The sequence below is a fragment of the Mycoplasmopsis cricetuli ATCC 35279 genome (genome assembly GCF_000526955.1).
In the GTDB taxonomy this organism is placed as follows: domain Bacteria; phylum Bacillota_I; class Bacilli_A; order Mycoplasmatales; family Metamycoplasmataceae; genus Mycoplasmopsis; species Mycoplasmopsis cricetuli.
Genome location: NZ_JAHB01000007.1, coordinates 12,194 through 25,902 on the forward strand (window position 1 = coordinate 12,194; position 13,709 = coordinate 25,902).

Annotated in this window: 11 protein-coding genes; 2 read left to right on the forward strand and 9 right to left on the reverse strand. The window is 25.5% G+C overall.

Translation table 4 applies throughout. From position 1 onward, the window contains the following. Positions 1-41 precede the first annotated feature (41 nt). Positions 42-1,943, forward strand: a complete 1,902-nt coding sequence (locus tag U744_RS0102365; protein ID WP_025755490.1) for a YbhB/YbcL family Raf kinase inhibitor-like protein — start codon at positions 42-44, stop codon at positions 1,941-1,943. A gap of 61 nt (positions 1,944-2,004) precedes the next feature. Here U744_RS0102365 and pfkA read toward each other — a convergent pair whose 3' ends face one another. Genes pfkA through U744_RS0102380 form a run of 3 tightly spaced genes read right to left on the reverse strand, consistent with a single transcriptional unit; the run spans position 2,005 to position 6,304 of the window. Further along, positions 2,005-2,979 (reverse strand): 6-phosphofructokinase, encoded by a 975-nt coding sequence (gene pfkA / locus U744_RS0102370; RefSeq protein WP_025755491.1) that lies wholly within the window; start codon positions 2,977-2,979, stop codon positions 2,005-2,007. A 17-nt stretch (positions 2,980-2,996) separates the two neighbouring features. Continuing rightward, the gene (locus U744_RS0102375) at positions 2,997-3,827 is read right to left on the reverse strand and encodes a bifunctional 5,10-methylenetetrahydrofolate dehydrogenase/5,10-methenyltetrahydrofolate cyclohydrolase (RefSeq protein ID WP_025755492.1); all 831 of its coding nucleotides are present in this window, start codon (positions 3,825-3,827) and stop codon (positions 2,997-2,999) included. Beyond that, complete coding sequence (locus tag U744_RS0102380; protein ID WP_025755493.1) at positions 3,815-6,304, reverse strand: valine--tRNA ligase; 2,490 nt, start codon at positions 6,302-6,304, stop codon at positions 3,815-3,817. The genes U744_RS0102375 and U744_RS0102380 overlap by 13 nt, the downstream gene beginning before the upstream one ends. Before the next feature lie 105 nt (positions 6,305-6,409). Here U744_RS0102380 and U744_RS0102385 point away from each other — a divergent pair, with 105 nt between their 5' ends. Further along, positions 6,410-8,080: a hypothetical protein gene (locus tag U744_RS0102385; protein WP_156921625.1), complete on the forward strand. Its 1,671-nt coding sequence runs from the start codon at positions 6,410-6,412 to the stop codon at positions 8,078-8,080. A gap of 145 nt (positions 8,081-8,225) precedes the next feature. Here U744_RS0102385 and ftsZ read toward each other — a convergent pair whose 3' ends face one another. The 6 genes from ftsZ to rpoE form a co-directional block, all read right to left on the reverse strand. After that, complete coding sequence (ftsZ, locus tag U744_RS04515) at positions 8,226-9,782, reverse strand: cell division protein FtsZ (RefSeq protein ID WP_025755495.1); 1,557 nt, start codon at positions 9,780-9,782, stop codon at positions 8,226-8,228. 11 nt (positions 9,783-9,793) lie between these two features. Next, complete coding sequence (locus U744_RS0102395) at positions 9,794-11,005, reverse strand: MAG3720 family protein (RefSeq protein WP_025755496.1); 1,212 nt, start codon at positions 11,003-11,005, stop codon at positions 9,794-9,796. Positions 11,006-11,021: 16 nt separating this feature from the next. After that, entirely contained in the window at positions 11,022-11,921 is a 900-nt protein-coding gene (gene rsmH / locus U744_RS0102400; protein ID WP_025755497.1) for a 16S rRNA (cytosine(1402)-N(4))-methyltransferase RsmH, read from the reverse strand. Further along, entirely contained in the window at positions 11,914-12,366 is a 453-nt protein-coding gene (locus tag U744_RS0102405) for a division/cell wall cluster transcriptional repressor MraZ (protein ID WP_156921627.1), read from the reverse strand. Before U744_RS0102405 ends, rsmH begins: the two co-directional genes overlap by 8 nt. Positions 12,367-12,515: 149 nt before the next feature. Continuing rightward, positions 12,516-13,382: a class II fructose-1,6-bisphosphate aldolase gene (gene fba / locus U744_RS0102410; RefSeq protein ID WP_025755499.1), complete on the reverse strand. Its 867-nt coding sequence runs from the start codon at positions 13,380-13,382 to the stop codon at positions 12,516-12,518. A 9-nt stretch (positions 13,383-13,391) separates the two neighbouring features. After that, entirely contained in the window at positions 13,392-13,640 is a 249-nt protein-coding gene (gene rpoE, locus U744_RS0102415) for a DNA-directed RNA polymerase subunit delta (RefSeq protein ID WP_025755500.1), read from the reverse strand. Positions 13,641-13,709: the final 69 nt, after the last annotated feature.

Genomic DNA, 13,709 nt, shown 5'->3' on the forward strand with positions numbered 1-13,709 from the left:
AATGACTTTTTTAATTTTAAAGATTTATAATTTAGGGTATTATGAAAAAGAAATATTTATTAACATTGGGATTTTCATCAATTATTGCAGTCCCAATTATTAGTGCTTCTTGCGTAAGTCAAGCAAAAGATATAACAGTAAAAAGCATTGATTTTAGCAATGTTACAAAAACTAGTGCAACTATTTCTGTTGAAGCTGAAGGACTAGAATCAACTGTTTCACAGCTTACCATAGTTCTTGAAACCAAAGAAAAAGATCATGAACCACATATTCGTTTAAATAGAGTTGGAACATCTAATAAATTTGAAGCAACTTATGATACATTAAAAGAAAACAAAACATATGAAATTCATAGTGTATGAATTCATTCATCTTTATTTATTAAACTTACTAATGAATTAAAATCAAAAACTCTTGAAACAACAAATCTAGTAAAACCATCAGTAAAAAGCATTGATTTTAGCAATGTTACAAAAACTAGTGCAACTATTTCTGTTGAAGCTGAAGGATTAGAATCAAGTATTTCAAATTTAACTATAATTATTAATACAAAAGAAAAAGATCATGAACCACATATTCGTTTAAATAGAGTTGGAACATCTAATAAATTTGAAGCAACTTATGATACATTAAAAGAAAATAAAACATATGAAATTCATAGTGTATGAATTCGTACGGGATTAGAAATTCCACTTACCAGCACACTAAAAGTAAAAACTTTTGAAACAAAAGAAGTTAGGAAATTAATGCAGTTAGATAAAGAAGTTCAAGGATTTCCTTTTTTTAAAGTAGAAAGTTCATCAATTGATCAAAATCAAGTTTTTAAGTTACAAGAAATTGAAAAAAGCCCAGCTTTAAAGTGACAAAAAATTAAAGATGCTGCTTCATATGCAATAGTTATGATTGATATTGAAGCTTATGATGCTTCAGGAAGACCATTTATTCATTGAGTTGCTTTTACTAAAGATAATGCTAATTGAATTCCTGCTGATGCTGGAAAGCCAAATAGTGATAAGTTAATTCAATTTGAAAATAGCCTCTCAAAAAGAGAATATGCAAAACCAGCACCCCCAGATAAAGATCACAATTATCAATTTCAAATTATTCCTTTGAAAAAAGTAATCACTCAAGATGATTTTACTAACAATTCTTCACCTACATTAGCTGATGCTGAAGCTCTAATTGGGGCAAATATAATCCCAAATGGAAAAGGTGGTTTTGGTCGTCTTACTGCTACTGCTCCAAAAATTAATAATAACTCTTATCAATCAAATGACTATAATAATGTAACTTCATTAAGTGGTAAATTTTATAAAGATGAAGTTGAATTAGTAAAAGGAGTTAAACTCCTTGTTAAAAACATAAATTCAGATGCAATTGAAATAACATCAAATGAAAAAGGGCCAAAGCGCTTACCTAAAGAATTTTTGAGCACTATTGATTCAAATAAAAATTTAGTTGCATCAAATAGTGATAAAGAATTAAGTGTTGAATTTAATAAAGTTAAAGAAGCAAAAAGTTATGTTGTATTAATTAACAACAGTCAAGAAGTTCCTACTGATAAAAGCCCGCTTGTAAACTTTGGTGCTTATGGAATTGCACAACCAAATAAAGAAAAAGTAACTGTAAAAATACCTTTTAAAAATACTGAAATTTTAAACTTAGATTATAAGTTAATTCAAAATAGTTTTCAACATATAGCATTAAAAGAAAGAGTAATGCAACAAAGTGTTAAAGATGGATTTGTTGCTATTGCTCCAAAACAAGGTAATAATGATAAAGGATTTTATACAATTTTTGTTTATGCAACTGATTTAGAACCAAGTGCTTACAATGATTTAACAGCTCAAAATCAAAAAGCAACTGTTACTAAAGTTTTAGCAAAAATTCGGGGACATGTTTTAGCTGAATCAAGTGTGTATAAATTTAAAGTTGAAAAATAAAAATAAAAATTAAATTAAAAATAGATGATTGAATTTCATCATCTATTTTTTTATCATCTTTTTAAAATTTATTAATCAAATTGAATTTAATGGCTTTTTCAACTGCTTTAGTTTTAGATTTATTTTCTAAATTTAAAGCTTCTAAAATTGGAATGGCAATAATGTCATTTTTAATATTACCAATAGCAAGTCCACTTTTTTGCTCTAAAAGTAATTCAACAGCTTTAATGGCCATTAATGAAGCATTAATTCTTTCTTGACCAGAAGGATTTCCACCTCTTTGAATATGATTTAAAGGATTTGAACGAGTTGCTCAGCCAGTTGCTTGATTAATTTCTTTTTCTAGTTGTTTTAAATCATAAATTTTTTCAGATACAACAATAATTATACTTCTTCTTCGCCTGTTTAAAGTTAATTCTTTAGCTTTAGCAACAATTTCTTCAACTGGCATTTTATATTCACTAGTTGCAATAATTTCAGCACCAGTTGCTAGTCCTGAATATAAAGCCAAATCACCACAGAGATTTCCCATCACTTCTACAATCATAATTCTTTTATGACTTATTGCAGTATCACGAATTTGATCAATTGCTCGAACAATTGTATTTAAGGCTGTGTCATATCCAATTGTAAAATCTGATGAAGCAATATCATTGTCAATAGTTCCAGGAAGAGCGATTGTTTTTACACCAGCTTCATGAAGAAGTTGCGCTCCTTTGTAACTACCATCCCCACCAATTACAACAAGTGAATCAATATTGCTTTTTTTAAGATTTTCAATTGCAATTTGACGAATTTGTGGGTCTTTAAATTCAGGGAAACGAGCTGAATAAATTAAAGTTCCACCTCTTGAAGCAGATAAATTTAATTGTTCTAAGTTAGCTTTTTCAATTTGATTGTAATAAAGACCTTTGTATCCTTCAATGACAACATATGGTTCTAAATTATTGGCTCTAGCTGTTTTAGCAATCATAGCAACAGCAGTATTCATTCCAGGGGCATCTCCTCCAGAAGTTAAAATAGCAATCTTTTTCATTAAGTCTCCTTTAAATTTTATGAAATAGTATCAATTAAATTTTTAATTAAACAAACAACTGTCATTGGTCCAACTCCTCCTGGAACCGGGGTGATAGCTGAAACTTTATCTTTAACTGATTCAAAATCAACATCTCCATAAATTTCATCTGAAATATTAGCATCTAAGTTAGTTCCAACATCTATAATAATTGCATCTTTTTTAACATTTTCAGCCTTAATGTAACGGGCTACACCAATAGCAACAATTAAAATATCAGCACTTTCAATTCCTCGAATTCCAGTTTCTTCATTAAAAGTAGCCACATTAGCACCACGACGTTTTATAATGTGCGCTAAAGGTTTACCAACTAAGTGACTTCTTCCAACTACGCATACTTTTTTTCCTTCAACTTCAATTTTATATTCTTCCATTAGTTCAAGCACTGCTCTTGCAGTAGCAGGAACAAAATGTTTTCCAGCTTCATTGTATAAAAAAAATTCATTTTTAGTGGTTAAACCATCAATATCTTTATCATAAGGAACAGCATCTAAAATAACTTGAGAAGGTAAATGTTTAGGAAGTGGCAATTGAACTATAACTCCATCAGCTCATTCATTAATTTCATCCATTTTTTGTAATAAACGATTTTGAGTAATATTTTCTGGATATTTAAATAATTTACCTTCAATACCTACAAATTCACATTTTTCAAGTTTTTGCTGCACATATTTATTTGAAGCTAAATTATCACCAACTTGAATTATAGCTAATTTGGGTTTGCGAGGCAAATTCATTTCAATTAGTTTGTCTTTTAATTTTTGCAATTCTTTTTTTGCAAGTTCCTTACCACTAATTAATATTTGCATTTTAATTCCTCCTGATATTTTTCTAGATCATTTTGATATTTTGTTAGTTTATTTTGTTCTTCTATAATTTTATTTTTAGGTGCTTTTTGTAAAAAAGTTGAATTGCTTAAAATATTTTGAGCTCTTGTGATTTCATTTTTTGTAAAATTGATTTTATCAAGTAAAATTTGTTTATTTTTTTCTTTTAATTCTTGACTTATTTTAATGTATAAATTACCTTTGTTTAAAGTGATTAAAAAATCATGATTTTTTAATCGTTTAGCAAATACCATTGAATTGATGATGTTTTGAGTATTTTGATCAATTTCAAAATCAACATCATAAAAAATTAAATCTTTTTTAGAAATAAAATTAATTTCACGATATTTACGAATTTCAGTAACAATGTTAATGATTAAATCAATATATTTGACATTTTTGTTATTTCTAATCATTGGAATTTGTTGTTCAAGAAGCTCTTTTTTAAAAATTTCAGAATAAAGTCTATCAGTAATAAAAGGTAAAAATGGGTGCAGAATAATTAGAGTTTTTCTTAAAATTTCTAAAGCACTTTTTTTTGAATAATTACTTTTAATCATTTCAATGTATCAACCACTTAAATCATTGAATAAATAACTTTGAATTTTAGCGCCAATAATTGTAAAATCATATTTTTTCATAGCTTTATTAATGTCTTTATTTAATTCAGCTAATTTATTATTAATTCATCAATCAATATCATTTTTTCTTTGAATTTTATTTTCAGGCAGTGAATTAATATATAAGGCTATGTTTCAAAGTTTATTATTAATTTTTCATGCACTTTCAATTTTTTCAATTGAAAAACGAATATCTAAACCAGGAGAAGTATTAGTGATTAAAAATCATCTAAGTGCATCTGAACCATATTTATCAATTACTTTCATTGGGTCAATTCCATTGTTAAGTGATTTTGACATTTTACGACCATATTGATCTCGAATTAAACCATGAAGCAAAACATCTTTAAATGGTTTTTGTTTCATAAATTGTTTACCAAAAAAGTACATTCGAGCTACTCAAAAGAAAATAATATCATAACCAGTTACAAGCAAAGAAAAGGGATAATAACGCTCTAAATCTTTTGTTTTATTTGGCCAACCTAAAAAACTAAATGGAGCAATTCCAGAAGAAAATCATGTATCTAGAACATCAGGATCCTGAACTCAGTTTTTACCTGGTGATTTTTCTTGAACTTTAACATTACCTTTTAAATCATACCAAGCTGGAATTTGATGTCCTCATCATAATTGTCTTGAAATAGTTCAATCATGAATATTTTCCATTCATTTTTTTAATACATCTTTAAATCTTTTTGGAAAAAAGGTTACAGAATTTTTATTTTTTAAATCATCTAAAATCAACTGAGCTAATTCTTTCATTTTAACAAATCATTGTGAACGAACTAAAATTTCAGTTGGAACTTTTGATCTTTCACTAAATCCTACATTGGAAATAGTGATTTCAATTTTTTCAAGTTTGTTATTTTCTTTTAAAAAATTTGCAATTTTTTCTCTAGCTTCAAAACGTTCAAGTTTATCAAAAGGAGAATTTGGATAATTTATATATCCTTTTTGATCAATTGTTTCAAAAATTTCTAAATTTAATTTTTGAATAATTTCAATATCAGTTTCAGCATGAGCTGATAGTTTCATTATTCCAGAACCAAAACTCATGTCAACATATTCATCACTAACAATTGGAATTTTTTTACCAGTTAATGGATGAATTACATTTTTATTTAAATATTTAAAATAGCGTTTATCATTAGGATTAACTACGATTGCAACATCACTTAATAAGGTTTCAGTTCTAACAGTTGCAACTGTTAAATAATCATTTGAGTTTTCAATAGGGTATTTAATGTAATACATTTTTTGTTCAACTGGTTTAGAAATAATTTCAATATTTGAAAGAGCTGTTTGCATTTTGACATCTCAATTAATTGCTTTAACACCTCTGTAAATAAGACCTTTTTTATACAAGTCAATAAAAATCTTATTAACAGCTTTATTATTTTTTTCATCTAAAGTAAATCTTTCTTTTGAATAATCCAAAGCAAGACCAACTTTGGATCATTGACTTCGAAAAATATTTGCATATTGATCTTTTCACTCTCAAATTTTTTCAATAAAAGAACCTCTACCTAAATCATGTTTTGTAAGTTTGTTTTCTTGATACAAAACTTCTTCAACTTTACTTTGGGTTGCAATTCCAGCATGATCCATTCCGGGCAACCACATAACATCAAAGCCTTTAAGCTTTTTATATCGAATGACTGTATCTTGAATATATGAATCTAATGCATGACCTAAATGTAGTTTTCCAGTTACATTTGGAGGAGGAAGTAAGATAGAAAATGGTTTTTTGCTTTTGTCATGATGCATAAAAAATTTTTTCTTTTGTCATTTTATGTCAATTCCAGATTCTACTTTTTGATGAATATAATTTTTTTCCATATAACTCCAATGATAAAAAATAATGAATTTTTTTAAAAAAATTATAATTTTTAATATTATTTTATATTATACTCCAAAAATAGTATTTTTATGATAGGTATTGAAATGAAAAAACAACTTTTAAAACTAATAACACCTTTAGCAACTCTTTCATTTTTTTCAGTGGCAGCAAGTTGTGCTAAAGAAAATCAAAATGACCAATTAGACGTTGAATCGGCTTCTAATTTTATTGATAATGATTTAAAAAAATTTCAAACTAATTTAATAGATTATTTTAAAGATAATTTTGATTTTAGTAAAATAAACAATCAAGATAAAAAAGAACTTGAAAAATCAATTGGTAACATTGAAAATTTTTTCAATTATTTGTTTTCGTTGTTAGAAAAACAATATTCTGAATTTGATAAAGATGAAAATGTAAGTTTGGAATATTTATTTTATTTTAATTTGTCTAGATTTATAAATTCATTTTATGACAAAGTAATTGAAGAAGTATCTAATTTAAGTAAAATTTCAAAATACGAGCCTAAAAAAGTAAATAAAGAAACTGCAAATAAAATTCTTAAAGATTTTTTTATGCTTATTTTAAAGGTTGAAAAAATGACAGTGGATTTTTATTGAAAAGAAATTAATAAAAGCATTAATGAATTAAACAATCTTGGCAATATAAAATTAAAAAGTCAAGATAAGATTAAAGATTTTAATAAATATTTTAAGCAAGTAAATTCTCAATTTTCAGAATTAAAAAATAAATTAGTTGAGAAAAATTTTATTTTTGATAATAAATTAAAAACTGGACCATTTAACAATCATGCAAATGATATTATAAAAAATGAAGTTAAAAAATTAAAAGAACAAATATCAATTTTTTTAAAAAAATATAGTGAATTAGTTGTTGAACAGTTATTAAAAAGTCGTAAAAAAGAAGATCCTGTTTTATGAAAATTTAGATTTACACCACAAAATTTTTATAGTTCAATTTTTAATTTTAAAATTTTTTCTGAATTATTTTCTGATGATGAATTAGTTAAAGCTAAAAATGATATTCAAAATTTTATTGATAAGTATAAAGATAATATTTTTATTAATGACAATTACTTAATTGATGATTTAATTAATGCAAAGACAGTTAAGATAAAAATAAATGATAGTAATAATTACTCAGTTGCAAGTATATTTAATGCAAATGCCTCAGGATTTGAAAATATAAAATTAGATCATGAAAATAAATTAAGTTTAGGTTCACAAATAAAAGATAAAAAATATCAACATTTATTAAAATTAACCCTACCTTTTTTTCAATTAAAAGAAAAAGGGATTAATTTATATCAAATTAATTTTTCAGCAACTGAAAATTTAAAAAAAATAGATAATGAAATAAAAAATATATTAGAAAATTTTGTGGTTTTAACAAAATTAAATTATCACATTAATATAAAAATAAATGATAAATCAGAGGTTATTTTAGAATTTCAACAGTTAACTAATGATTTTAAAGCTATTAGTTTTTTTGAAAAATCTCAAATTGATGCAAAATATTTTTTAAATTCTCAAGAAGAATATTTAATTGCTAATAAAAATAATTTAAAAACTAATGGAACTGATGAATTTTCTTATGTTGATATTTTTGTACCTTTAACTGATGCTCAATACAATCAAATTTTTGAAAAACAAATTAAAACTAGTTCAGGTCAAAAACCAGAAATAAATGGAGATAATATTAAAATAGGAATTGATTTTGTTGAACCAATTGTTTTAAAACTTAAATTAATTTAATTTTTAAAGTAAAGAAAAAACATCAAGTTTATTAACTTGATGTTTTAATTTAAGCAATTACAGAGTAATGCTTGAGAATTTAATAAATTTTTCATCAAAAATAATGATATACTAATTACTTATTTTCTAAGACATCAACTTATAATTAATATCAATCATCATTATCTTTTGGTGATTTTCTTAATAAATTCTCTTCATGTTGCTTTTTTTCAGATTCACTCATTTCTTCTGACCTTGATAGATAGTTATTTACTTCCATAGTGTCATTTTTATTGTTTAAAAAATTTTGCTTGTTAAATGAATCATTTGTTTTTGGTGTAAAAATACTTACATTATTTTCAAAGTTAGAAATTCTTTTTTCACCAAAGACATTTTCATATTCTCTAACTGATTCAGGAATTTCATCACCTGGTTCATCAAAGTATTCACTTGAAAATTCATTAGTTTGAAAATCTTGTTCAAAAGTGTCTTCAATTGGTTTGTAATCAACCATATGAATGTGTTCTTGAATTTTTTCTTGAGAATGAATTATTGGTATTTCAGTAGTTTTTTCTATTGATTTAATTTCTTCAACTTCAACTACTGGAGTTTCTTTTGATATAAACTCATTAGCTGCTTGAGTTATAGTTGGTTTAGGTTTAATTGAATTAAATTTATTTAAATTAGTTGGATCATTTGAAGTTTCACCAGTTACAATAATTGAAACTTTAAAAAATTCTGAATTATCTTTTGTATCAACTAACTCATATCCACTAATTACTTCAAAATCTTCATCATCAGCATCATAAGAACCTTTGAAAATTTCATGAGCTCTTGTGATAGCGCGATTAATTTCATTCAATGAAGTTTTACGATCATGTTGAATATTAATTAGCATTTTGCTTGCTTTAGTTATTACTGTTTCATAAAGATTTTGATCAAATGCTTTTTCAACAGCTTTTTCAGCACGATCTTTACCTGTAGCTGAGGCAATTCCAACCATGGTTATACCTGAGTCAACTAAAATTTTTCTTACATCAGCATAATCAATATTAATTCTTCCAATACGATATAAAATATCATGAATGGCTAAAATTATATTTTTTAAAGAAATATTTGAAAGTTCAAATGTGTCCTCAATTGGAATTTCACCATAATTTTTAGCCAACTTATCATTTGAAAGAACAATATATGAATCTACATGTTTAGAAAGTTTGGCGATTCCTTCTTTGGCATGTCTTCTTCTTTTTGGACCTTCAAATAAAAATGGCGTAGTAACAATTGCAAGAGTTAATGCACCAGAAGCTTTAGCTGATTCTGCAATGATTGGAACAGCACCAGTTCCTGTTCCACCACCAAAACCAGCAGCAATAATAACAACATCAGCACCTTTTAGTTTAGATTCAATTTCTCCTAAACTATCTCTTGCTGCTTTTGCTCCAACTTCAGGATCTGAACCAGCTCCTAATCCACGGTTATCTCTTCCAAGAGGGATTTGATTTTGACAATCGTTAGAAGCTAAGGCTTGAGCATCAGTGTTTGCAACTATGAATTCAACATTTTTGAAATGATCTTTTTTCATCATTTGAATTGCGTTATTTCCAGCTCCACCCACTCCAATAACTTTTAGAACAATTCCAGCAGTATTACGATCAATTAATTTTTCTGATTCAAGATTGGATTGTTCAATTTTTTCTTGACTTGCTTGAATTTCATCAAACATACTTTTTCTCCTTAAATAAATTTTTTAAAGGCAAATAAATCTCTAAATGAGATTTTGTGTTTTTTTACTTGTTTTAGGTTATAATAACTTGAAACAGTATTTACTGGATTGGATGGTTGTGATAAATATTTATTTACAAAAACCATTGCTCCTTCTATAATTGTATTATTTGTATCTAAATTTTTTGGTATTAAATTATTTGAATTAGCCAAACTAGCAAAACCTAAGTTTTCCTTAATTGAAGTTTTTTTAGCAAGAAAATTATTCATTCAATCTAATTCACCACTAAAAGATAAAATGTTTAATTTTTCTTTTGGTAAAAACTTTTGATTAATTAATTTTATTGCTAGTTGTTGAATTTGTAGAACAAATAAATTAACTATCTCAAATATTTTTTTTAAATTTTCATCTTCAATAAATTTATTTTCAGCAAAATTAATTAACACATATTTAAGTTTATTTTGGGCATTTTTGAAACTAATTTGTAATGTTTTAGCTATTTTAAATATCAAATTAATAGTACCCACCATTATTTTTTGATAATTAATAATAACACCATTATAAACAAGTGCCATTGAAATAAAATGTTTATTAACATCAAATGCAAAATTGACTAAATTTTGATTTTTTAAAAAAGATGCTGTAATTTGACTTTTTAAAATGCAATTAATATTTTCATTTGGTAAAGCTTTAAAAACAGATAATATGTCATTGTACTTAAAAGTAGCAAATTGATAAAAATATGAAGTTTTGATAATAAGTTTTTCAAATTTTTTCCCTTTAGGGAAAGCATTATAAACTTTTACTTGACTATTATTTTTATATAACAAATATTCATAATTGATTTTTGATCCAACTAAAATTGCATTATTTTGTTTTAAGTGATTACTAATTTTATTACTAACAATTTTTTCAATATCATTTTCTAAATTATTAAAATTTTCAATTTGATTTCCATAAATTGTTGTTTTAATTAAATTATGAGCGATATTTTCAATTTCTGAATCATCAATTATTAAATTAATATTAATTTTAAAATTATGAAGGTTAGATAAATTGTTTTTTGTATTTTCTATAAATTCAGCAAAATCAAAAATGTTATTTGGCATAATAACTTTTTTATTTAATTTTTGACTGAGTAAATAATTGCCATTTATTTTCTCAATTGGTGAAAAAATAATTTGATTTCTTTGAATATAAAAATTAGCAAACAATTCATTCATTTATACCTCCTTAATTTTATTTTTTTAGTAATACTCTTAATTTAGCACTACGTGAACGTCGGTTTTCTTCAATTTCTTTTTTTGTTGGTTTAATTTGTTTGGCAACAAATTTTTTTTCTACAAAAATAGGTAATTTTGAAGGTGTTTTATCATCAATTAAATTTTTAAAATGATTTTTAACAATTCGATCTTCAATTGAGTGAAAAGTTATAATTGCTAGAGAAGCACCATTTTTAAGAAGATCAGTTGAATCATTTAACATTTTTTTTAATGATTCTAATTCATCGTTAACTTCAATTCTTATGGCTTGAAAAATTGCTTTAGCAGGATTTTTAATTTTTAAAATTTTTGCAGGGTATGCTTTTTTGATAACTTCAACTAATTTTAATGTATTATCAATAGGTCGATTTTCTATGATAACTTTCGCAACTTTTTTAGAAAGCTTTACATCAGCATTTTTTCATAAAATTTCAGCTATTGATTTTTCATCATATTCATTAACAACATTTCAGGCTGTTAATGATTGAGAAGTGTCCATTCTCATGTCCAGTTTAGCATCTTTATTATAACTAAAGCCTCTTGTTTTATCATCAACTTGAGGTGAAGATATTCCTAGATCAGCTACAATACCATCAACTTTAAAAATTCCTCTTTTGTTTAATTCTGATTTTATATTTTTGAAATCACTTTTAATTAATTCAAAATGAGAATTAGTTAAGTTAAGACGCTTTTGACTGTATTTAAGTGCAAAATCATCTTTATCAAAACAATATAATTTCCCAGTTGTAATATTTTTTAAAATAGCTTCAGAATGACCACCCATTCCTAATGTTAGATCAACATAAATACCATTTTCTTTAATTTTTAAGGCATTTACACTTTCTGTTAACAAAACTGAATAATGTAGTTTATTCATGGATGTCCACTTTAGAAATGTAATCTGCTAGTTGCGCTAAATCTTCATCACTGTAAGAATTTTCAAATTGTTCAAATCCTTCTTTTGATCAGAGTTCAATTATTGAACCTGTTCCAACAAAAATAACTTCTTTTTGGATAGTAAGTTCATCAATTACAAATTTTGGAATCAAAATTCTTCCTTGTTTATCAACATTAACTTCAACTACTTTGCTCATTAAAATTCTATTAAAATGTCTTCCTTTAGAATTTAATTGAGAAAATTCTTGTAAATTTTTGGAATAAATTTGAAAATTTTCTACACTTCTTAGTTCATAGTTTTTATCAATGCCTTTAGTGATAAAAAAAGTATTTCCTAATGCTGCTTTGTATACATTAGGAAGTGCAATCCTATTTTTATCATCTAAGTGCCTTACATGTTGACCATACATTCCACTTCTCCCCACTATCCACCATAATTTTACATTATTTATTTTATTTTTACAAAAATAATCTTAAAAGTTAAAATTTTTTCTATCACTTTTTTAAATTTTTTTATTACTTAAATGGAGGAGAAAAAAATACCCACAAAATTGGGGTATTTATTTATATTGTTTTAAGCTTTATTATTTGAACCAAATTCAAGAATTTTTTCCTTAACTATTTCACACATTGCTTTAAAACCAGGATTATATAGTTTTCTTGGATCGAAATTTTTCCCTTCTAAATCTTTATTAGATAAAATATATTTTCTAAGTGCTTTGTGATTGGCTTGTTGCAACTCAGTGTTAACATTAATTTTTGTTACTCCAAGTGAAATCGCTTTTTGAATTTGTTCTTTAGGAATACCACTACCACCATGTAAAACAATTCCAATTTTAGCTGATTTAGAAATTTTTTGCAAAGTTTCAAAACTAAGTGATTTTCAATTTTGTGGATATGGACCATGAATATTTCCAATTCCTGCAGCTAAAACATCAATTCCTAAAGCTGAAATTTGTTGAGCTTGCATTGGATCAGCAAATTCTCCAGTTCCAATTATTCCATCTTCTTCTCCTCCAATTGTTCCAACTTCTGCTTCAAAAGAAAAACATTTTTTTTTGGCTAATTGAATTAACTCAGAGGTTTTTTTATAATTTTCTTCAAATGAATAATGTGAGCCATCAAACATAACTGAAGTGTAGCCATCAACATTCAATGCCTTTTTGACACCTTCATATGAACCATGATCTAAATGCAATGCAACTGGTACTGTGATGTTTAGATCCTGCATTAATCCTTTCATCATTCCTGAAACAACATTCATTCCACCCATATACTTAACTGCTCCTTCACTTGTTGCAATAATAATTGGGGAATTTAATTCTTGAGCTGTCAGTAAAACTGCTTTTGCTCATTCTAAATTATTAATATTAATATGAGGAATTGCATATTTTCCTTCTTTTGCTTTTTTAAGCATTTCTGTTGCATTTACTAATTTCATTTTGGCTCCTTAGTATAATTTATTTTTTCAAGTACCATCTTGATTTCTTTCAAAACGACGATCAACTGTTAATAAAGTGTAAAGTTCACCAATTTTACGTTCTCTAATTGATTCATAATTAGTCTTTTCAGTTACTAAATTTAATGTTCAAATTTCTTTTAGTTGTTTTTCCACTTCATTAAAAATTTCATTAAATAAATAATTTTTTTCTTTATCTTGAGAAATAACTTCAATTGCAATATCTAACATTGTTTTCATATGAATCCTTTCTTAGTTATGTACATTATATATTATTTGATTTTTGTTATATTTTCTTTTTTGAAGTAT